Origin of the sequence: Clostridium sp. BJN0013 (assembly GCF_040939125.1) — a bacterium.
Classification (GTDB): Bacteria; Bacillota; Clostridia; order Clostridiales; family Clostridiaceae; genus Clostridium_B.
This window is the reverse complement of record NZ_CP162495.1, coordinates 279075-302896: the sequence shown is the minus strand read 5'-3', so window position 1 is coordinate 302896 and position 23822 is coordinate 279075. Positions and strand designations below refer to the sequence as shown.

The 23822-nt window shown below is 28.2% G+C and carries 20 protein-coding genes; 3 read left to right on the top strand and 17 right to left on the bottom strand.

Annotation, left to right across the window (positions count from 1 at the left end; translation table 11 throughout):
- Window position 1: 1 nt before the first annotated feature.
- The 6 genes from AB3K27_RS01670 to AB3K27_RS01645 all read right to left on the bottom strand — a co-directional run bounded on the left by AB3K27_RS01670 (window position 2) and on the right by AB3K27_RS01645 (window position 6348).
- Window positions 2–712: a ZIP family metal transporter gene (locus AB3K27_RS01670; protein WP_368489535.1), complete on the bottom strand. Its 711-nt coding sequence runs from the start codon at window positions 710–712 to the stop codon at window positions 2–4.
- A 230-nt stretch (window positions 713–942) separates the two neighbouring features.
- On the bottom strand, window positions 943–1578 hold the full coding sequence (locus AB3K27_RS01665; RefSeq protein WP_368489534.1) for a hypothetical protein: 636 nt from the start codon (window positions 1576–1578) through the stop codon (window positions 943–945).
- Window positions 1579–1637: 59 nt separating this feature from the next.
- Window positions 1638–2711: a peptide chain release factor 1 gene (gene prfA / locus AB3K27_RS01660; RefSeq protein WP_368489533.1), complete on the bottom strand. Its 1074-nt coding sequence runs from the start codon at window positions 2709–2711 to the stop codon at window positions 1638–1640.
- Window positions 2712–2828: 117 nt separating this feature from the next.
- Window positions 2829–3692, bottom strand: coding sequence for a peptide chain release factor N(5)-glutamine methyltransferase (gene prmC, locus AB3K27_RS01655; protein WP_368491145.1), 864 nt, complete (start codon window positions 3690–3692; stop codon window positions 2829–2831).
- Window positions 3692–4627 (bottom strand): DUF1385 domain-containing protein, encoded by a 936-nt coding sequence (locus tag AB3K27_RS01650; RefSeq protein WP_368489532.1) that lies wholly within the window; start codon window positions 4625–4627, stop codon window positions 3692–3694. Before AB3K27_RS01650 ends, prmC begins: the two co-directional genes overlap by 1 nt.
- A gap of 422 nt (window positions 4628–5049) precedes the next feature.
- A complete protein-coding gene (locus AB3K27_RS01645) occupies window positions 5050–6348 on the bottom strand; it encodes an IS110 family transposase (RefSeq protein ID WP_368487541.1) in 1299 nt (432 codons plus the stop codon).
- A 355-nt stretch (window positions 6349–6703) separates the two neighbouring features.
- Between AB3K27_RS01645 and AB3K27_RS01640 the strand changes: the two genes are divergently transcribed.
- Together AB3K27_RS01640 and rpmE are read left to right on the top strand one after the other, a co-directional pair.
- Entirely contained in the window at window positions 6704–8704 is a 2001-nt protein-coding gene (locus AB3K27_RS01640) for a methyl-accepting chemotaxis protein (RefSeq protein WP_368489531.1), read from the top strand.
- 126 nt (window positions 8705–8830) lie between these two features.
- The gene (rpmE, locus tag AB3K27_RS01635) at window positions 8831–9043 is read left to right on the top strand and encodes a 50S ribosomal protein L31 (protein ID WP_368489530.1); all 213 of its coding nucleotides are present in this window, start codon (window positions 8831–8833) and stop codon (window positions 9041–9043) included.
- Between the two features lie 58 nt (window positions 9044–9101).
- On the opposite strand, the gene rho is transcribed toward rpmE, so the two are convergent.
- The 6 genes from rho to ypeB all read right to left on the bottom strand — a co-directional run bounded on the left by rho (window position 9102) and on the right by ypeB (window position 16285).
- Complete coding sequence (gene rho / locus AB3K27_RS01630) at window positions 9102–10556, bottom strand: transcription termination factor Rho (protein ID WP_368489529.1); 1455 nt, start codon at window positions 10554–10556, stop codon at window positions 9102–9104.
- A gap of 198 nt (window positions 10557–10754) precedes the next feature.
- A complete protein-coding gene (locus AB3K27_RS01625) occupies window positions 10755–11099 on the bottom strand; it encodes a hypothetical protein (protein ID WP_368489528.1) in 345 nt (114 codons plus the stop codon).
- A gap of 542 nt (window positions 11100–11641) precedes the next feature.
- On the bottom strand, window positions 11642–13261 hold the full coding sequence (locus AB3K27_RS01620) for a CTP synthase (protein ID WP_368489527.1): 1620 nt from the start codon (window positions 13259–13261) through the stop codon (window positions 11642–11644).
- Window positions 13262–13516: 255 nt separating this feature from the next.
- Window positions 13517–13825 (bottom strand): ribose-5-phosphate isomerase, encoded by a 309-nt coding sequence (locus tag AB3K27_RS01615; RefSeq protein WP_368489526.1) that lies wholly within the window; start codon window positions 13823–13825, stop codon window positions 13517–13519.
- A gap of 222 nt (window positions 13826–14047) precedes the next feature.
- Window positions 14048–14461 carry a DUF1934 domain-containing protein gene (locus AB3K27_RS01610; protein ID WP_368489525.1) on the bottom strand — a complete coding sequence of 138 codons (414 nt, stop codon included), beginning with the start codon at window positions 14459–14461 and terminating at the stop codon, window positions 14048–14050.
- Between the two features lie 453 nt (window positions 14462–14914).
- Entirely contained in the window at window positions 14915–16285 is a 1371-nt protein-coding gene (gene ypeB, locus AB3K27_RS01605) for a germination protein YpeB (RefSeq protein ID WP_368489524.1), read from the bottom strand.
- A gap of 278 nt (window positions 16286–16563) precedes the next feature.
- Between ypeB and AB3K27_RS01600 the strand changes: the two genes are divergently transcribed.
- Window positions 16564–17772: a glycosyltransferase gene (locus AB3K27_RS01600; protein WP_368489523.1), complete on the top strand. Its 1209-nt coding sequence runs from the start codon at window positions 16564–16566 to the stop codon at window positions 17770–17772.
- A gap of 174 nt (window positions 17773–17946) precedes the next feature.
- Here the strand turns inward: AB3K27_RS01600 and spoIIR are convergent, their stop codons facing one another.
- The 5 genes from spoIIR to ispE all read right to left on the bottom strand — a co-directional run bounded on the left by spoIIR (window position 17947) and on the right by ispE (window position 23643).
- Window positions 17947–18591 (bottom strand): stage II sporulation protein R, encoded by a 645-nt coding sequence (gene spoIIR, locus AB3K27_RS01595; protein WP_368489522.1) that lies wholly within the window; start codon window positions 18589–18591, stop codon window positions 17947–17949.
- A 72-nt stretch (window positions 18592–18663) separates the two neighbouring features.
- Complete coding sequence (locus AB3K27_RS01590; RefSeq protein ID WP_368489521.1) at window positions 18664–20919, bottom strand: Ger(x)C family spore germination protein; 2256 nt, start codon at window positions 20917–20919, stop codon at window positions 18664–18666.
- 55 nt (window positions 20920–20974) lie between these two features.
- Entirely contained in the window at window positions 20975–22432 is a 1458-nt protein-coding gene (locus tag AB3K27_RS01585) for a spore germination protein (protein ID WP_368489520.1), read from the bottom strand.
- 15 nt (window positions 22433–22447) lie between these two features.
- The gene (locus tag AB3K27_RS01580; RefSeq protein ID WP_368489519.1) at window positions 22448–22642 is read right to left on the bottom strand and encodes a CLC_0170 family protein; all 195 of its coding nucleotides are present in this window, start codon (window positions 22640–22642) and stop codon (window positions 22448–22450) included.
- Between the two features lie 158 nt (window positions 22643–22800).
- Entirely contained in the window at window positions 22801–23643 is an 843-nt protein-coding gene (gene ispE / locus AB3K27_RS01575; protein WP_368489518.1) for a 4-(cytidine 5'-diphospho)-2-C-methyl-D-erythritol kinase, read from the bottom strand.
- Between the last annotated feature and the right edge of the window lie 179 nt (window positions 23644–23822).

Sequence of the window (23822 nt, the reverse complement as noted above, 5' to 3'; positions counted from 1 at the left end):
TTTATAATACCTGTACTATTACAAGCCCTAAAATAATGCCACTTAAGGTTCCCAATGTACTTGTTATGCCTTCCCAAAGTTTTGAAGATTCTGGTATCATTTCTCCACATATAACATACAGCATTATTCCAGAGGCCATAGAAATACATATATTTAATATCCCAGTAGAAATATTTGCTATATAAGCACCTATAAAGGTTCCTATAGCAGTAGGAAAGGCTGTAATAAAGGCATAAAAAAGTATCTTTGAAATTTTTACTTTAGATGCCATAAGCGGTGCTGCTACTGCGATACCTTCTGGTATATCATGAATTGTAATTATAATACTCATTTTTATTCCAAGTGTACTGCCTGCAGCAAAGCCACATCCCACTATTATACCTTCTGGAAAGTTATGAAGCATAAGCCCTAATGAAGCCATAAATGCTGCTTTAATATGTCTGTTAGAGTTATTTATATTTATTTTGTCATCAACTATAGCAATAATTATAACTCCTAAAATCACAAATACTATAGTAGGCAAAAAACTCCATTTGCCAATGGCTTCCGGAATCAAATCAAATACTACTACCGATAACATTATCCCCCCTGCAAAACCAATTATAAATCCCAATAATTTGTTAGAAGGTTTTTTCACTGCTACTCCTAATGAAGCACCTATCATAGTTCCCAAAAGGGATACTATACTTCCTACTATTAGTATATAAAACATATCTGTATGCAAAATAAAATCACCTTTATCTATTTATTCATCCAAAGGCAGTAATTAGCTAAGCCCCTAATTTGTTCAAAGTAGGGGGATGAGCATTACTAATCCCTGGATAAGTTTTTCTAAGATTTAGATGGAGAAAAGCATTCCTTATGAGCAAACTCCACCTGAATCTAAGAATCACTTGATATTTAATATTTATTGCAGAAATCTATAATATATGAATTATATTTTTAAGTAGTTATATTTTTTCTATACAGATTATAATTTTCCGAATTTTCTCTATAGTATTTTATTTTTTCTATGGTTTCTTCAGTAAAATAGGCATAAACACAACTTTTATAAACAGTATCCAAAAAAAGATATTTATTTAACCTTCCATTTTTTATTATAGTATAATAAAATTTTGTATTAGGACGTAAAATTTTAAGCTTATTATATTGATGAGCTAAATAAAGATGTTTCTTTAAAAATTCTCTGTTTACAGGAATCATTCTATTATTTCTAAATTTAGCTGTAGATAAAAAAATAATTCTAAAATCCACTACTTTATTATTTTTTACTACATAATTTTCTACATGTACTAATACAACTTTATTACATATTATATTTAATTTAATATTTCTTACTCCCATATTTATTTTTAACCTATATCCGTCATATTCGAATTTTAAAAATTCATTATTAATTGTAACAACAATTGCTAAAAAAATAAGAATCTCTAAAACTATGAGATAGAACATATAAAATATATAAAATTTTCTGTTTAAAATAAAAACTATTGGTAAGAGAAAAAAAATAAAGACCATCGATAGCAGAAATATCTTATAAGATTTTTTTTGCTTTCTAATGGCTTTATCTATATTCATACTTTCCCGTTAGTAGAACTTAACGGTTTCATCTCCTTTCTGGATTCCTCCAATAATTCTTATCTGTTACCTATGGATTTCATCTTCTGTGCTTGATCCTCTGTTATCAATGCATCTATTATTTCATCTATATCTCCATTTAAAAATGAATCAAGTTTATATAAAGTCATTCCTATTCTATGATCCGTAACTCTTCCCTGTGGGTAATTGTAGGTTCTTATTCGTTCACTTCTATCCCCTGTGCCTACCTGATTTTTTCTATCTTCTGCTATACTGGCATTTCTTTCTTCCTGAGCTTTTTCATAAAGCCTTGATTTAAGTACCTTCATAGCCTTCTCTTTATTTTTAAGCTGAGATTTTTCATCCTGACAGGATACCACAAGTCCTGTTGGTAAATGTGTAATTCTCACCGCTGAATCAGTAGTGTTAACACACTGTCCACCATGGCCTGATGCCCTAAATACATCTATCCTTATATCATTAGGATTAACCACTATATCCACATCATTAACTTCTGGTAGTACAGCTACAGTAGCCGTTGATGTATGAATTCTACCACTGGATTCTGTATCTGGAACCCTCTGCACCCTGTGAGTACCGCTTTCATATTTCAATCTGCTATAGGCATCTTTACCTTTTACCATAAATACAATTTCTTTAAATCCACCTATATCAGTAGCACTTAAACTTATAGTCTCTACCTTCCATCCTTTAATCTCTGCATATCGTGTATACATTCTTGTAAGATTTGCTGCAAATAAAGCTGCCTCTTCGCCTCCTGCACCTCCTCTTATCTCTACAAATACATTTTTATCATCATTTGGGTCTTTAGGAAGAAGTAATATTTTAAGTTCGTTTTCTCTTTTTTCTATAACATCCCCCAGTCTTTTTATTTCTTCCTGTTCCATCTCCCTCATATCTTTATCCGTTTCTTCTCGCAACATTTCTTTATTATCTTCCAAATCTTGCAAAGCTTCTTTGTATTCTCTATATTTGATAACTATCTCTTCTAATTCTGCATGTTCCTTGCATAATTTCTGCCACTTTTTTTGATCTGCTATAATCATAGGATCACTTATTTTAATAGATAGTTCTTCATATTTATTTTCTATGAAATTAAGCCTTTCTAACATAATTTTATCACTCCGTATAAATATTTTCACAACTAATTATTATATCATATCATTTCTACTCATCACAATAAATGTTATAATCCTAAAAAATAATATCTATTGTATATCATTTAAATGTTATACAATCACTGCTTTAATGACTCTATCTTTTCCTGCCAAATCTTTTATACAGGTTATATTTTTAAATCCATATCTCATTAGTATACTTGTAACATCTTTTTTCTGATCATATCCTATCTCAAACATAAGCATACCATTTTCAATTAGAACTTTTAGACTCTGTTTAACTATTTTCCTATAAAACTCTAATCCATCTTCTCCTCCACTTAAAGCTGCATGGGGTTCATAGTTCTTTACATCCTCCATTAGAGTATCTATAACACTTTCTTTTATATAAGGAGGATTACATACAATCAGATTAAATTTTATTTTGTTTAAAATAAAATACTCCATTAAATCACTTTTAACAATACTTATTCTTTTATTCAAACTGTACCTTCTTACATTCTGTTCTGCCACCTCACAGGCTGTATCTGATATATCACAACATACTACATTTATATGTTCCATAAACTTAGCTAATGATACTCCAATAGCTCCTGTGCCACAACATAAATCACATATATTATAAAATTTATTATTATTTATTTCTTCTAAAGCCTGTTCTACTAAAGTTTCAGTATCTGGCCGGGGTATTAATACTCCAGGCTTTACTATGAAATCCATTCCCATAAATTCGCATTGTCCTAATATATATTTTACAGGCATTTTTTTTGATCTCAATTTCAAATAATAATAATATTTTTCGGACTCTTCCTTGGTAACTTTATAATCTGCATTTATAAATATAAATAGTCTATCCTTATTTATAGCCTTCCCTAATAAAAGCTGGGAATCTAAAACATAACTACTAATTTTTTTATCTTTTAAAACTTTATAACCATATTTCAAAAGTGTATTAATATCATTAAATTTAACCATCACAGTAATTCTCTACTTTCCCCTTGATTTTTGTCTATTCCCTCTGCACTCTTTAAGGCTCTAATTGCCACTTCCAATTGTTCATAATCTGGCTCTCTTGTAGTAATTTTCTGAAGCATAAGTCCAGGATAAGATATAATTTTAGATAAAAAATTATCACTTTTTCCTACCCATTTTATAAGTTCATAAGTAACTCCAGAAACTACAGGCAGTAAAATTATTCTGTATAAAATTCTCTCCAAAATGTTGCCCCAACCTGTCAATGAAAAAAATATTATACTTATTATCATAACCAAAAATAAAAAATTAGTACCGCATCTTGGGTGGAGTCTGGTAAACTTCTGTGCATTTTCAGATGTAAGCTCTCTTGAATTTTCATAGCAAAAAATAGTTTTATGTTCTGCACCATGATACTGAAACACTCTTTTTATATCTTTCATATTCCCTATTAAGAGCAAATAGATAAGAAAAACAATTACCCTAATTACTCCTTCAATTATATTAAGAACTATACTATCATATACTGAAAATTTTTTAAATATATTTGCCACAAAAGTGGGAAATATAAAAAATAAAAGTGTGGCAATAACTAAAGATATAAATAAAGTTGTTACCATGATCACATTTTCAGTTTTTTCTTTGAATATATTTTGAAACCACCTGTCAAATTTAGATGGTTCTTCACATTCTTCAAAAAAAGAAGCAGAATAATTCAATGTACGTATGCCTATGACTAGAGATTCTATCAAGGATACAAATCCCCTTATAATAGGTAACCCTAAAAAAACATTTCTTTTACTATAAGGTATATTTTTTTCTATATTAACAATAATTTCACCATTTGATTTTCTTATAGCTGTGGCTATGCCACATATTCCTCTCATCATAACCCCTTCTATTATTGCCTGTCCTCCAACCGATGTATTTCTTGCCACTAATATCCCACCTTTTAAAAGCTTTTAAATTATTAAATATATTTTAACAAAGTCCTAGCATATATAAAAGTGCATATTTAAACATTAATCTTCTTAAAAAGCTATAGATTGAAAAAATACCTACCAACTTGATATATTTTATAAAAAAATATATCAAATTATTAAAATAATCGCCGATATATAAACAATATTAAAGTTAATCTCATATAAAAGTACTTTTAAAATACTTTATTTTTTATTATAGCAAAAAGACCAGCTAGTAAAAGTCAATAGTTAATTTAAAAAATTTATTTACTAAATTTAAGAGCAAAAAAGAGCATGGCAAACAAACCATAAAAAAATACGAACTATGGCAAATTTTTACTAAAACTAAATTGGAAATAATTTATCCAATTTGGACCATAATTAATTTGTCTAAGTGGTTAAGAAACTGATCTTGAAAAATTAGTAACATACATTTGGTTGTGCAGTTTTGGTTCACGAATTTCATAAGGCTTTTGATCTCTAAGAACTGCAAATATGTACTTTACAAGTTTGTGCATAATTGCACAAAGAGCAACTTTCTTCTTCTTACCATTTAAGTTTTTATTGCGATACTGGTAAAGAACACTGTTAATTGGTTTACCAGTTTTGGATTTTCTTATTGATGCAAGAGCAGCAGCATAAAGTGCTCTTCTACCAAAGCGTGTACCACGCTTGGACATTTTATTTTGGTCACTATTAAATTTCCCGGATTGACTAACTGAAGGGTCAATTCCAAAGAAAGCAACCATTTCTTTTGGATGCTTGAACCTTGTAGGATCGCCTATTTCACTCATTATGGTTACAGCTGTAATAAAGCCTATACCTTTGAAAGAAAGAAGCAATGCTATGTTGTTCTTAAATGAAGCAGGTGTTGAGTCATTTTTAACTGCTGATTCTATTTCATTTACTAGAGTTTCAATTTGTTCATTAATGATGTTTAAAAGCTTTATATTTATGCCTATAGTTACTTTAAAGGAATTATTGGTTATTCCTATTTGTACAGCACTTAGTGCAGCGTTTAAAAGTTTGTTATATGTGTTTGTACACCAGTCAATTGATTTACAAGAATTTTCCTTTAGTAAAGCAATTAAATCATCTTTTGGTGCATCAACAATTGCTTTAGGGGATGAAAATTTACTTAAAACTGCTAATGAAGTAACACCAGCTACGTCAGAAAAAACATTATGATATCCAGGAAAAAACGTTCTAAGATCAGAAGATAACTTTTTCTTGAACTGGGAACGGTTATCTATAAGGCTGTAGTAATCACGACAAAGTGATCTTACAGCAAATATTGGGATATCTAAATAATCAGACATTTTTATATTTTGAAATTTTGCTATGTTTGCAATAGTTAAGGCATCCATTTTATCATTTTTCACTTTTCTTATTCCTAAATTTTTGTTACTATTAGTAATAAGAGGATTTATAACGAAAGTTTCTAATTCGTTATTCTTTAGGAAGTGGAAAAGAGTTAAATGGTAAACACCAGTTGATTCCATGAAAAGTGATGGTTTCATGGAGAACTCTTTTTCCACTTTTCTCATTTCTTTGAGAAGATAAGAGAAACCATCAGAAGTGTGCATTATCTTGAAAGCCTTTCTATAAACTGCTCCATCAGGGGCTAGTATTGCAACCATAGAATAATCAGCAGAAACATCGATACCTACTACAGGTAAATTAAAAAATTTTGACATTGTAAATATCTCCTTTTCATATATTTTTGAAGATAGAACAGAGTATCCATACCTAACAGTGAGCTAACAACCTCGTTTGTGACACGAGTAATTCTTCCGCAAGGGAAGAAACTCAACCAGCTAAACATCTAACCTCTATTCAGAAGATATTATACAATGATTTAACTATTAATCAAGTTACCCTTGTGGAAGATACACTCTTATTATTTTTAGACTTACTAAAGGATATTGCAATTTCCAGAACGGAACTTGAGATGTACGAACAATAATTAATTTATATTTATAAATATCCGTTAGTAGAGATGATCTAATCTCTATTGATTGGTACAACTATATTATACGAGGAGGAATCATTATGAAAAGTATTAAAAGTAAAATGACCTTTTTAACTTTATCACTAACTATATTATTACTACTTTGTTCATCTATAGGCAGCTATTTAGTATCTAGAAATATTATTATAGAGCAATATAGTGACAAAATGAACATATCATCAGAGAACTATTCAAATATAGTAAACAGCTGGTTAGATAAAGAAACTGCTCTATTTAAACAAATTGTACAGACTATGTATGATAACAATATTGTAGGTGATAATACTAAATCACTTGCCTATTTTAAAGAAAAGCTTAAATCAAATTCTAACATATCTGACTTATACATGGGGCTTCCAAATAAAGGTATCTTAGATGGAGCAGGCTGGATACCTCCAGCAAACTATGATAGTACAAAAAGATCTTGGTATAAAAAAACAATAGAACAAAATAAAATATCATATATTCCATATTTTGATATGTATACTAAAAAAATAGTTGTATCTATAACAATACCTATAGAAGAAGATGGTCAACTTATAGGGGTAATGGCAGAAGATTTACGAATGGATGTTATTATAAATTTAATAGAAAAAGCAACTCCTGTTAAAAATAGTTATGGCTATTTATTAAACGAAGAAAACAACGTACTTGTTCATCCATATAAAGAACTTAAACCCTCAGGTGAAACACTCAAAAATTTAGATACTTTCAATGGTGGAAAATACATTCAAATTGCAAATAAAAGTAATAACTTATTATCTTTAAAAGACTACGACGGTGTAAATAAATATTTTTTATCTTCTAATATCAAAATATCCAACTGGACTGTAGGATTTGCAGTACCTAAAAGTGAATTTACTAAAGAATTAAATTCACTTATAATTTTAAATTCAATTATTTTCATTGTCTGTATAATCGCTGCTATTATAGTTTCTAGATATATTTCAAATATTATATCTAAACCTATAAAAAACATAAGATATGTTATATCTGAAATAGAAAAATTAAATTTTAAATATGACAAGAGTAAATTAAATACTGTAATTAAAAATAAGGATGAACTAGGTATAATAGCAGCAGATATAAATTCATTATCAAATATTTTAATTACTGTAATTAAAGATATCAAAAATAGTTCTAACAATATATTAACTCATTCATCCAGTGTAGCTACTTCATTAAATGAAACTTCCAAATCAATAGATGAAGTTTCCAAGACTACAGAAAAAATGGCAAAGGGTTCAATTATTCAGGTAAATACCGCTAACGATGGAGTAAATAAATTAAATAATTTATCCTATGAAATTAAGGATGTGTCAAATGCTGTTGAGCAAGTTAAAAAATACTTTTATAATATAAAAGATATTAGTACTCGTGGAATACAGACAATAAAACTTTTAAACTTAAAATTAAAAAACAACAACAAAGCATCTAACCAAGTCTCAAAAAGCATGAGTAATTTAATACAAAAATCCCAATCTATAGGTGAAATAGTAATCACTATAACATCTGTATCAGAACAAACTAATCTTCTGGCATTAAATGCTGCTATTGAAGCTGCCAAAGCCGGAGAAGTTGGAAAAGGATTTTCTGTAGTGGCAGATCAGATAAGGGCTCTCTCAGAACAGACTAAACAGGCCATAGATAAGATTTCAAAGGTAATAAGAGAAATACAGAACGAAATCGAAATAACGCAAAAAAATGTTATTAATTCTAATAAAATTAATGCTGAAGCTAATGAAAGTATGGAACAATCCAATAAATTATTTTTAATGATTGAAAATTCTATAAATGATATGCTACCAAATATAGATATATTGACTGAAAAAATTAATCAAGTAGAATCAAATAAAAATTCTGTTATACAAGCTATAAAAAATATATCTGACATTTCACAAGAATCTTCTGCTGGAAGTCAGCAATTGGCCGCTTCAGTGGAAGAACAGAATAATTCCATAGAAGCTATAAATGAAAATATGCAGGAACTTAAAAATATCTATGATGAATTGAACAATATAGTAAATAAATTTATTTTATAACTTAAATGTAACTTTTTCAGATATCAACAGTATTATAGAAAGTAAATTTGACTTAACTTTATAGCTATGCTATAATACAGAGGTTAAAATTTAAAGTTCTCTTTAAACTTGAAAGAGGTGAATATTATGAAAAAAGGCATACATCCAGAATACTATCATGATTCAGTAGTCAAGTGTGCATGTGGAAACACTTTTATAACTGGTTCAACACAAAAAGAATTAAAAGTGGAAATATGCTCTAAGTGCCATCCTTTCTTTACCGGTAAACAAAAATTAGTAGATGCCGGTGGAAGAGTTGATAGATTCTTAAAGAAATTCAATTTAAAAAATGAGGAATAAAGTTTTTTACTTTACTTATAAACCTGTCTTCTAAAATAAAGACAGGTTTTTACCTTGGTTATTTATTCACATACTTTCCTATATCTATTTTATTAGCAATATTAATAAGCTGCATATTATTTTTTGTTTTTGACATTAAACTTATTAATTGTTCTAAAATATTTTGATTTTTATTTTCATCATATAATACTTTTCTTATATTAAAAGCAGTCTCTTTTTCTGCTCTGCTTTCAAAAAGCAAATCATCTCTTCTTGTACCTGATTTATATACATTTATAGCGGGGAATATTCTTCTTTCCTGGAGTTTTCTATCTAAGTGAACTTCCATGTTACCCGTTCCTTTAAATTCCTCAAATATCATATCATCCATTCTGCTACCAGTTTCAATAAGGGCAGTAGCCAATATAGTAAGACTTCCCCCTTCTTCTATATTTCTAGCTGCACCAAAAAATTTTTTGGGCATTACAAGTGCTCCAGGATCTAACCCTCCTGAAAGAGTTCTTCCTGTAGGAGTTATAGTCAAATTATATGCCCTTGAAAGCCGTGTAATACTATCTAAAAGTATTACTACATCCTGTCCTTGTTCTACCATGCGTTTTGTTCTCTCAAGTACCATATAAGCAACTTTAGTATGATGTTCTGGTTCCTCATCAAAAGTTGAGTAGATAACTTCTCCATTTATAGATCTTTGCATATCCGTAACTTCTTCTGGTCTTTCATCTATAAGTACAACTATAAGTTTTATTTCTGGATGATTTTTTGAAATACTTTGGGCTATTTTTTTTAGAAGAGTAGTTTTACCTGCTTTAGGAGGGGCAACTATAATTCCTCTCTGGCCTTTTCCTATAGGTGAGATTATGTCCATAAGCCTAGTAGATAAATCTGAACTATTAGTTTCTAGTCTTAGTCTTTGATTGGGATATATGGGAGTAAGGGTTTCAAAAGGTTTTCTTCTAACTGCTCTTTCTGGATTCTCTCCATTTACTCTCTCAACGTATAATAATGCCTTAAATTTTTCTCCTTCTTTTGGAGTTCTAACCTTTCCACAAACCTCATCTCCCGTTTTTAAGTTAAATCTCCTTATCTGAGAAGGTGACACATATATATCATCAGGACCTGTTAAATAATTTTTCCCTCTTAAAAATCCATAATTATTATTTTCAATTATCTCAAGTACTCCCCTTGCACTATCTGATTCATTTATCATTTCTTTAAGTTTTTCTTTTTTTTCACCACAGTTTATTTTTGATTCTTCCATTTTGGGTTCCTGAAGTTTCACTTCATCTAATTTTATAGTCTGTTCTATCTCTCTGCACTTGCCTACTGTTTCATTCTTAGGACTTATTTTTTCTCTAAGTATAATTCCATCTTTTTTTATATGTGCTGGAGAAACTTTTTTTATTTCCTCAATTAATTCAATTTTCTTATACTTTGATATATTTTTTATTTGTAGAGTTTTGGCAACTTCTCTTAACTCAGTAACTGTCATGTCATTTATATCTTTATCCTTCAAAAGGTAACACCTCACAATTATTTAATTTCAAATTATACTATACTTTAATTAGGGAATACTAAAAATAAATATTGAAATACATACATTGAATAATATTTAATCAAATAAAAAGATTTTATATAGAAAGGATACTTTTAAGATACATTATACCCTTTTTTTATAGTTTAATCCATATTTTTTACATAAATAATAAAAAAATTATATCATTGCATATATTCGGGTGTTAACTTTAGTGTATTTTAAAATTTCATCTTCTATCATTTTACAGTTACCTATATATAATATGGGTAATCCTAATATATCACATCCTCCGATTATCATATCTTTTTTAATAAGATCACCTATGCTATACCTATAATAATGTGTATTTTCACAAAATATACATTTTACTTTTAAAGACACCATTTTATTATTTAAAAAGCTCACTTTTAGGAAAGTAGAATTTTCATTAATTTTATTTAGATTAAATGCAGAAAAATTTTTAACAATATGATTTCCTTCCGGGGTTTTTATAACAATACACTTATTTGTTTCAAATATCATAACCTCACCTCCTCAATTATACCTTGAACTTTTTATCCAAAGGCGGCAATTAGCTAACATCTCCATCTTCTTCAATGGGAATAAGCAATACTACATCCTTTTATAAGTTCTTCTAAGGTTCAGATGAAGAAAAGTATTCCTTATGAGCAAACTCCCCCTGAACCTAGCAATCACTTGATAATACAAATGAATTATTTAAGTATATATTATAGTATTTACTTTAAATCATCTAAACAACTGTTTATATATTTAATTTCTATAAATATCATCAAAATCCTTCATAAAATTCTTTATATAACCTATAATTATATTATTTTCTCTCGACAAAAACTCATTATATCTAATTAACTTTAATACCATCTAAATTATGTTAGATAGTATCTAGTTGTTTAATTAAATATCTTAATTAAATTTATCCCAACGCTGCCATTGCTAACACCCCAGCTTTTTCAAAGGGAAATAAGCACTGCTATGCACCTGGATAAGTTCTTCTAAGATTTAGATGAAGAATGGCATTTCTCATGATTAAACCCCATCTTAACCTAAGAATCACTTGATTTGTGCTTATTATTCAAAGATGCTTTTATAAAATCTCTAAATAAAGGATGAGGTCTATTAGGTCTTGATTTAAGTTCTGGATGAAATTGTACACCTATAAACCATGGATGCTCTTTTATTTCTATAATTTCTACTAACTTTGAATCAGGACTTGTTCCTGAAAGTACCAGACCTTTTTCTATTAATTCATTCCTATAAAAATTATTAAATTCATATCTGTGCCTATGTCTTTCATATATAACATCTTCTCCATAAGCTTGAAAAGAAATACTATTATTTAAAAGCTTGCAAGGATATTTTCCAAGTCTCATAGTACCTCCTTTTTTATCTATATCTTTTTGATCAGGCATTAAATCTATAACAGGATATTTAGTTCCAGGATCTATCTCTGAACTATGAGCCCCTTCGTATTTAAGCACATTTCTAGCAAATTCTATTAAAGCACATTGCATCCCAAGGCATATACCAAAAAAAGGAATTTTGTTTTCTCTAGCCCAACCTGCCGTTAATATTTTACCTTCTATTCCTCTATCACCAAAACCTCCTGGAATCAGTATGCCATCTATATCTTTTAAATACTCTCCTATATTATCCCTTGTAATATCTTCTGAATTCAGCCATTTTATATTTACATTTGCATCATTAGCATACCCTCCATGACTTAATGCCTCTACTACAGATATGTATGCATCATGAAGTTCTACATATTTTCCTACTAAAGCTATATTAACACTTCTAGACAATTTTTTTATTTTATTTACCATATTAATCCATTCAGTATTATCTATTTCATTACATTTTAACTTCAATTTTTTACATACTAAGTCATCCAGTCCTTCTCCATGAAGCATTAATGGAACTTCATATAAATTTTCTGCATCTAAGTTTTGTATGACTGAATCTTTTTCTACATTACAAAATAATCCTATTTTTTCTTTTAAATCATTGGAAATTAATTTCTCTGAACGGCATACTATTATATCTGGTTGTATACCTATACCTCTTAGTTCTTTAACTGAATGTTGAGTAGGCTTGGTTTTCAATTCTCCCGATTTTTTTAAATAAGGAACCAGTGTAACATGTATAAAACATACATTTTCAACGCCTACATCATATTTTATCTGTCTTATAGCTTCTAAAAAAGGCAATGATTCTATATCTCCTACGGTACCCCCAATTTCGGTTATAACTACATCTATATCTTTTTCCTCTGCAACCTTATATACTCTTGATTTTATTTCATTTGTTATGTGAGGAATTACTTGAACCGTACTTCCTAAATAATCCCCCTTTCTTTCTTTCGATATCACTGACCAATATATTTTTCCTGTGGTAATATTATTGTTTCTACTTAAACTTTCATCGATAAATCTTTCATAATGCCCTAAATCTAAGTCCGTTTCTGCTCCATCATCTGTAACAAAAACTTCTCCATGTTGATATGGACTCATAGTCCCTGGATCTATATTTATATATGGATCAAATTTCTGAATTGAAACTTTAAGTCCCCTATTCTTTAATAATCTTCCTAATGAAGCAGCCGTTATTCCCTTTCCTAATGAAGATACTACTCCCCCAGTTACAAATATATATTTTGTATTCATAAAAATTCCTGCTTTTAAAAGCAGCGTCACCCCCTATATTTCTATCATAATAAAATTCATTCTTTATAAACTTTTAATTACACCATCTAAATAAAAATTCTGAAAACTATTGACAAAATATTTAATTAGTTTTATAATTAAAAGTACCCTTATAATACAGAATAGTATGTTTCTGTGAAAAACATACTTAATATAATAGCACATTTCTTATTTATATTCTAGTTTTTTGTTTCCTTAATTAGAAAATTATTTGTTTTACTTTGCTTCATTTATTATCTCTTCTGCTTCAAAATACATTTCTCTTATATGCTTGTTTAACAATAATTTTTCTTCTGCTTTTTTTACATTATTTCTTATATTATTCTTATTTAATGAAGGAAAGTCTTTTTGAATCAGTTCCAAATCACAACATTTGTATTTTTTAATAAGCAAAAAATATAGATGTCTGCAAGATTTATCTCTCAATATTTCAAGTAAATCCTGTTTATCCAATCCCTTATACTCACATAATATATCAATTATCTTGCAATATACCTTTTCCTTATCTGTAAAATATTTTTTCATAGTATACTCTCCTTATAAATTTTATACCAAAGTTGTCATTATTGACATCCTTATCTTCTTCAAAATGATGGATAATCACTGCATGATCCTTGGATGAGTTTTCTCAGATTCATATGGAGGAAAGAACTACTTATATCAAACTTCATCTGAATCTAAAAATTGCTTGATATTTAATTAGTTCCCATATATTAATATTTTTAATCATAAATAAACACAGGAAATTCAATCCTGCGTTTTTATATTTATCTTTAATTGTGTATCTTGGGGAGCTTGTCCTGCAGCACTCATACTATAGTTAACAAATACATCCCCTCCTGCTTCATTTACATTTATATTTAATTTACTAGTTTTTATTTTTAATTCTATAGTACCATAGGGTGTCTTATAAATTGAAATGCTCTTTTTATCTTTGTTAAAATCCATTTTAGTACTGGTACTTCCCATCCTGATAAGAGAAAATTTATCATCCTTTATTCTTAATGTAGTAGTAGTTCCTTCCATGCCAGAAAGTTCAGTTTCCTCATAAACAGCATAATAAGAATCATTTTTTCTGTAAAAATTACCTGGAGTAACAACTTCTATAACTTCATTATCAATTTGCTTACTAGATACAGATATAATAGCCTTTTTTTTCATAATATACTTATACTTTACTAAGATATCAAGTGATTCTTAGGTTCAGGTGGAGTTTGCTTATGAGAAATACTTTTCTCCATCTGAACCTTAGAAGAACTTATCCAGGCGCATAGCAGTGCTTATCTCCCACATTGAAGAAGATGGGAGCATTAGCTAATTCTAGAGCTTGGATAAAATATTACACTGTATATTTAAAATTACATATAGAATTAATTCTTAGTAAATCTATAAGATTTCTCACCTTCCTTTCTTAACATTTTCATATTTTCCAATCTATCACTTCATCTTTCACTTCCATTATATATTAATATCTATTAATAAATATTTTAATTATACTATATTATACCAAAGTAATTTTCATATTTAAATGTATTATCAAGTGATTCTTACATTAAGATGAAGTCTTATTTTTTATGATCAAACTCCACCTAAGTCCAAGAATCACTTGATAAATTATATAGTAAGCTGACCATTTGGAGTATTGATTATCTGAATTATTCTTTCTTCATAGCCAGTTTCCGTATTTACATAAACCTTAAAATCATCATCATTATAGTTACCAGAAAACTCATAGCATAATACCTCTTTATTAGTATCTGTAGGAATCACAACAAGTCTTTGGTTTGATATATTTAATCTACTTCCAACTTTCTCTCTAGCTTTTTCATAACTTATTTTAGGATTAGATATTTGCCTAATATCTTCATGAGATACTAAGTATTTCTCTGCTTCCACTCCTATAATTTCTCCATTATCTAAAGCTATTTTTAACTTTATTTGATCTGGATACATGACAACTCCATCCTGACTATACACATAGTTTACAACCGCCACATTACCATATTTTAAAGAATATGTAGAAATCATATTATGATATCCTAAGTCATTCAAGTATTTCAAACCAATATCTACTGCTTTTGTTACATTCATTGAACTATTATTTATGCTTCTATCATTTATTAAATAAAATATTTTTCCTCCATTTTTACTTATTTCACAAACCACTCTATCTTCTTTTTTAGTTCTATCTTTAAGTGTAGCTGTAAATCTATAAGTTTTTATATTGGCCTTTCCGTTAACCTCTGATACTTCCAAATTTTCTATTTTACTTTTTCCTATAACTTTTCTTACTATTTTCTCTGCATCACTTTTTGATACTTCTTTTTGTGAATTGACTTTAGGTGTTATTTCAAGTATATTGTCTGAAAATGGTCCATCATAAATTAATGCAGGATATTGAACTATTTGCTTTTGTATTCCTTCAAATTGCTGAGATACAGATGTTGCATTGCTCTTAGCAAGAACTCCAGTAACCTTCTTTCTTATTTCTCCCCACTGTACTTTCCCTTGATTTATGTTATCCGATACGGATTTTAATTGATTCTCTAAAACAATAGATTCTTTTTTTAATCCTTCTATATTTTTATAATCTTCATCAGTTAATTGATTACCTTCTGTAGAGGATTTAGCTAAACTATAGCAAAAATCTCCAGTTTGAGTCAAAAATTTACTGGTATCTGATATTGTTGGCTGTGATACCGGTAATGAATGCAGTTTATCGCTTGCTACAGCAGAATGTCTAAATATTTCTTCAAAAACAGCTATTTTTTGTTCTCTTGAACCAACTATAGCTGCTTTAGTTAAATTTGCCCTTATATTTTCAACTGCATCTATTAATTCATACATATTTTTTCCGTATTCACCTTGTAAATAATTTCTATAATCATTTCTTTCAAGAGTCATTAAAATTGCAAAGGTACTTGAAAATACTACAATAAGTGTTACTAAAGCAGTATATATTATTCTCTTTTTAGTAATTCTCATGAATTTACACCTCTTTCTTACAAGCATTTTTATAGTAATTACAATAAAAATACTTTTAATATATCTATAAATTAGTCTATATATTATATTATCTACATTTATCTAATTGTTATGTATTATTTGATTAATATATATGATAAACGCTAATACTACTATTATATTTAACTTTTACTAATATTTTTTATTATTAACTTTTTCTTAAATGTTTGTTAAACTAGTTTATTATTTTTACTACATTCTATATAATAAAGTTACACATTGAATCAGAAGGTGATTAAATGAAAGTTTTAATTCTTTCAATTTCTGCTGGCGGTGGGCATGGAACTGCTGCAGAAGCCCTAAAAGATTACATAGTTCTAAGAGCACCGCAATCAGAAATACAGATTATTGATACTCTTAAATATATAAATCCTATAATAGATAAAGTAATAATAGGGGGATATTTGAAGTCTTTGAAAGTATATCCTTATTTATATGGAAAATTATATACATATTCGGAACATGATTATACAATTACAAACGTTATAAGTTCAAGACTTATTGAAGCTATGACTTATAAATTACTTCCACTTATTAATGATTTTAATCCGGATATATTAATAGCTACTCATTCGTTTTCTGCTGAAATGTTGTCAGTGTTGAAATCAAAGTATAATATGACTATACCTTGTATGTGTATAATTACTGATTACTATCCTCATAACTCCTGGCTTCATCCCTATTTAGATGCCTATGTAGTTTCTAACGAAGATATGATTGACAAAATGATATCTAAAGGTATCCCGGAAAATATTATTTATAATTTAGGAATACCCGTTAAACCTGAATTTAGTATAAATTATTGTAAAGAGGATATTTTAAAAAGTTTACAATTATCTCCTTCTAAATTCACCATATTAATCATGGGTGGGAGTTTAGGTATGGGGAAAATACTAAATATATACAAACAACTAGATAAAGTTACTGCAGATATTCAAATAGTAATTATAACAGGTAAAAATAAAAAACTTTACTCAGAACTTTTAAAAATCAAAGAAAGTTCTCTTAAGAACACAGTAATTATAGGTTTTACTCAACATGTAAACAAATACATGCGAGCTAGTGATCTTCTTTTGACTAAGCCAGGAGGACTTACTATTACCGAGGCTTTAATATGTAAAATACCTATGGGTCTACTTTCTCCCATACCTGGTCAAGAGGAAAAAAATGCAGAATTCTTACTAAAACATAACCTTGCTATAGATTTAACTGACATAGAAAAATTCAAGGAAAACATAGAAAAACTATTAAATTCTAAAGATATCCTGAATATTATGACTGAAAATTGCTATAAATTTTCTAAACCTTATGCTAGTGATCACATATTTAATTTAATTAACAGACTTGTACAAAAAAAATTAGTTGAACCTTCTTTTTTAAAGCCAAAAAAATCCATGTTGAAGGTAACATTGAAGCATTTTCTAAATGCTCAGAAAAATATTTTCTAAAAGCTGTATTAAAGTTATTTTATATTATTTAGTTAAGTTGTATATTGTACAGGTTTCCATTTAAATTAATACTACATTTTAAGTTTAGAATTAAGAGTGAACATTTAAAACTATGGTAAAATGATCTATAACTCTTAATTCTATAATTGAATTTTTATGCTATAGATCATATCTTTATATTCCCATATCTTTTAATAACTCTAATATTTTAAATTTAACTTTTATATTCTTTGTCTTATTCATGTTTAATGCATTATTATTAATCATATCATATTCTTCTGGTGTTAAAACTTTTTTCATTTCATCCGATACCTTTTTATAAGATACTTGTCCTTTTGTAATGTCTACAAAACATAAAGGAGGAAACATAACGCACCACCAATTTTGACCTCTTCCATTACCTATAATTATTCTATAAGCTTCATATGTCCCCTGTGGAAGAGTTATGTTACCATAACTCTTTATAGGGAAATTAACCCAAGATAAACTACCCTTAGCTTCATAATTATAACCTTGTTCTTTTATTACCCTATCTGCTATATTCAATATTATTTTATTATTTTCTTTTATAACTTTTCTAGAATCATCTATATTTTTACAATCCTTTAATTTAGGTATCATATATTTTAATACTTCATCTCTAACTTTTAATTTAAGATTTTGATCATATTCTGAATTACTGTTTGCTATAACATGAAATCTTATAATTTTAGAGGCTACGTCACCTTGTAGATTATTGCTCTTTACTCTAATTAAATAAGAACATACAGTAAATATACTTATAATACTTATAATAAATACTAATACAAATTTTTTCATAGATTATACCCCCATTTTCTAATCTTTGTATTAGTAATTATTACCATATATTTTTTTTATATTCATCTTATATTATTTTACTACTCCGATTCTTCTTATTTTTGTATCTACATTTACATTTACAACTATACTCTTATATATCTCTTCCCAGTTACCTTTTACCTGTTTCCATATATAAGGGTGATATTTCTCCACATATTCTCTAAATCCTATAGGATCAATCTCTAAATCCCTCTGAGTTAATTTTATTACTTCTTCACATTCTTTAGATATAGCTTCATTAAAACTTTTCTCAATATAACTTAATTTATCTGTAGATAAAATATTATTGTTAGTATAGTAGTTTTTTATCTGTCCCTCTATATCTAAATTTATATAAAATGACAGTTTGCCTTTATTTTGATACATTCCCATCTTTCTTCTTATATTATCCATTGTTATATCTACAGGATGATTATCTATATATATCATTTTTTTTCCGCCCCTTAAATTGCCTCTTAACAATTCTATATTAGCAGTTTCTACTTCATTTAAACTTCCTTTTCGTTTAAAATCTTTAATTGCAGTTGTACCTACAATCTTTATATTTTTATTATCATCATCTATAACAATCTTAGGCAATATACTGTTTCCATTTTCACTCATTTGAATTAAAAAATCATTTAAAGTAACAGGTATAATTTCACTACTTTTAGCATCATTCTCTATTAAGCCCAATATATAACTCTCAACACTTTTCTCTACTGAAGTTTTAAATTTTATATACTTTTGTGAACTTCCTTGTGAAGTAACTATATACATATTTCTGTTTAAAGATGGTTCTCTCTGAAGATAATCAATAACTTCTTTTACCACATCAGGATACATCATCAGATTTTGTCCTAATACTAATAATTTTGTATGACTGAATCTTACGGCTCTACTGCTTTTAAGCATAGCACTACTTATTGCATCCTGTATTGAGTATGCATCTACATCTATATATTTATCTCCAGATATACCCCCTTTATCCGGACCTAATTTACTTAAATCTGGAGTTCCAAAAGTTACATGAAGTTTTTTTAAATCTATATCTGTTAAAGGATCTGTTGGTTTAACATTTTTAAGTTCTTTTCTTTTTCCTATATCCTCTCCTGCATCTATTCCAACTACAGAAACTAATTCAGTATTCTCTATTTCAACTTTATCCCAACATCCAGTTAAAAGCACACAAATTAAAAGTAGAGATACTACTTTTCCACTATTTGATCCTTTTTTTAATTTTCCTGCTAAAAGTATAATTATAGGAAGTATAACTGAACTATATAAAAATAATATAGGTATAAATCTATCTCCCACATTATATACTTCTGCTATATTTTGAGGATATAAAGATATTACATATACTACAGGAGCTATTATGGCAGATGAAAGTTTTATATCGTCTAATTTAAATACATCTTTTATCACATCAGAGGATAAATAATACACATTAGAAAAGGTAGTAAAATAAAATATAATCCAAATGGCCATTATTATTCCTTCCCATCTTTCTATAAAAGCTCCCTGTATATTTATAGAATTTATCATGGTTATAGTGGGCCATAACAATATTTTAGTTTGTTCTTTAGAGAAAATAGCTAAAACAAAAACAACAATTATAATATAAAATAAAGTTATAAACACAATACTCTTTAAAACTGTTTTAGTTATATTTGATTTGTTTTTTACAAAAGGTCCAATTAAATATATTATTTCTATACCTGCAAAACTGTATATAGAACTCTTTAATGCACTTAAATGATTATAAATACTATTATCAAATACAGGCAAAATATTAGTAAAGTCCGTTTTATTCAAAGCACATAATAAAACTAAAATTATAGGTATAAACATTACCCAAAAACAAACTTCATTAAATTTTATCAAAGTAGCTACTTCATTTCTCACAAGATAAATTCCTGCAAATATAGTTATGATTATCAAAAATTCTGTAGGAGTTTTTTCAAGCAAATACATCTTTATAACCTCTACAAATATTCTCATGCCCAAAGATATAGAGAACACATTATATATAACAAAAATAAGAGCTAAAATACCCCCTAATATTTTACCAAAGTTTTGTTCAAGTATAATGTTAAATTTATTATATTCATTAGCTTTTATACTCTTATGGCAAATATAAAATATAAAATAAATTATTATTCCCGTTATTATAGTGACAATCCATCCATCAGTACCTACTTCGCTTGTCAATTGTCTTGGATAAGAGAATATTCCCACCCCTATAATAGTTGCTATAATAGTACTAAATACCCCAAATTCCGTTATAGAATTTTCACGCTGCATATCTAATATATCCACCTCCTTCTTTTAGTTCAAAATTTACATAATTAAAAATATTTCATCTTTGTCTTACTTTATCTTGAGTGTGCATATATTGGGGTCTTTTTTTTAGAAAATTAATAGGTAACCTTAAATACATATCTTTAAAATCATTAGTATTTTCATTTACCATTGGAGATAAATAGGGTATACCAAAACTTTTTAGCCTAACTAAATGTATTAAAGTAAATATAAGTCCAATCATAATTCCATAGAAACCTGCTATTGCTGCAAGAATTATAAGTAAGAATCTAATCATCCTAAATGCTGAAGTCATTTCGTAATTAGGAGTAGTAAAACTAGTTATAGCAGTAATAGAAACTATAATTATCATTATAGGACTTACTATTCCAGCTTGAACTGCTGCCTGGCCTATAATTAAGCCTCCTACTATACCTGTAGTAGCACCTATAGCTTTAGGTAATCTAGCTATGGATTCTAATAATAATGCCAAACTCACTTCCATAATTATAGCTTCAATAAATGCCGGAAAAGGGACTCCTTCTCTAGAAGCTGCAATAAAATATGCCAATTTAGTAGGTAATATTCCTGTATGAAAAGAAGTAACTGCTACATAAAGAGCAGGCATTATAAGTGCAATTATAATAGATATAAATCGTATTACCCTTATAGTTGAGCCATATATCCACCTCTGATAATAATCATCCGGTGATTGAAATAAATTTGGCATCGTAGTAGGTACTATAATAGCAAAAGGAGAATTATCTACTAATACGGCAATTCTTCCCTCATATAATGCAGATGATACCACATCAGGCCTTTCAGTACTTTGGACCTGAGGGAAAAAAGACCATTTATTATCCTCTATGAGCTGCTCTATATATCCACTATCTAAAATTGCATCTATCTTTATATTATCTAATCTTTTTATAAGTTCTTCTAATGCTTTGGTGTTAACTATATCATTTATATACATTACTACTAAATCAGTCTTAGATCTTACTCCTAAGGGTTTAGATACAATTTTAAGTCTTGTATCCCTTATTCTTCTCCTTATTAATGCTGTATTAAATCTAATAGTTTCTGTGAATCCATCTCTAGACCCTCTTAAAACAGTTTCTCCTGAAGGTTCCGATACCCCTCTTGCAGGCCATAACCTTGTTGAAAGTATATAAAAGCTTTTCAATCCCTCAAGTACCATCAAAGTATCACCTGATAGCATTAAATCTATCCCTTTTTTAAAATCTTCTAATTCTTTTACATCAGATATAGTTATTAATTTATCCTTTATGCCCTCTGCATGTTGTACATATCGAGCTCTAGTCATTAGCCCTCTTAATAAATCACTTAAAAGTATTTTATCTGCCATTCCATCTATGTATACTAGAGCACATTTAACATCCCCTATATAAAATTCTCTGAAAACTACATCTGAATTATCTTCAAATAATTCTTTTAAGTAGTTTATATTTTTATCTACTTGGGGATATATGGAACTCTTTACTTCTTCTTTCATCCTAGTCACTTCCTTTTAAAAAGAATACATGGAAAAAATATATAGTGCAGTTGAAAATATTATAAAAATTATCCCAATTGCTTTAGATTTTAAGGCTGTTTTTTTTAATTTATCTCTTTTAAACTTTTTAGGATCAATAAATACCAAAAAAATTCCTTGAACTATCATAAGTATAAAAAAATATTTATTAAACAAGTGAATCAACCTCACACTTTTTCCTTCTTTCCTTCATTACTGTAGAATAATCTTAAATTATTCTTTGCCTATTAAAGGCTATTTATACATAAAAAACTGCTGACAATATATCTGCCAACAGTAAATCAATTTTACCTGAACCTAAGAATCACTTGATATTATATATTAAATATTTATATAGTTCTTGTAATAAACACTTCTTTATACTTACTTTTCATTTTATCATAACATATTTGCGCTTTCAGCATATCATCAAAAAAAGCAAAGATACTTGGCCCACTTCCACTCATCAAAGTACCTAATGCGCCAAAATTAATTAACTCATTTTTTATTTTTCGTAATAAAGGGTGCTTTTTCAAGGTTACATTTTCCAATACATTTTTCATATTTCTACTTACCTTCAGTAGCGATCCTGAATTTATGGCATTTATTAATATATCCGTGTTTGGGTGAATCTTTATTCTATTTATATCCAAATTTTTATACACCTCTGTAGTACTTACGCCAAAAAACGGTTTGACTAATACCAAGACATGATTTTTAAAAGGAGAAATAGATGTAACTTTCTCTCCTATTCCCTCACATAAAGCAGTCCCTCCTATTATACAATAAGGCACATCTGCACCTATGCTTGTTCCTAATTCAATTAAATCTTTATATTGTAATTCAGGTGTGTATATCTCTCTCATAACCCTTAATACTGCCGCTGCATCTGAACTTCCTCCTGCAAGGCCAGCTGCTACAGGTATATTTTTAATTATATCTATGCTCATTCCACTTTTTATGTCATATTTGCTTGCAAATAATTCTACTGCCCTATATACTAAATTTCTTTTATCACATGGAATATATGACTTATTGCATTTTATCTGTATTCCTTTTTCAACTGGAGTTATATTTAAAAGATCATATAAATCTATAGTTTGCATTATCATTTTTAAAAGATGATATCCATCTTCTCTTTTTCCTATTACATCTAATGAAAGGTTTATCTTGGCATAGGCTTTTATTAACATTACTATTCCTCCAAAATTATTTCACCACAATATATTTCTTAAAATAGTATAATACTATTTTAAAATTAAAGCTATACTCTTATAATTATTATATTTATCGGAAGGCGGCAATTAGTTAACGCCCCCCAGTTTCTTCAAAGTGAGGAATAAATACTGCTATGCCCCTGAATAAGTTCTTC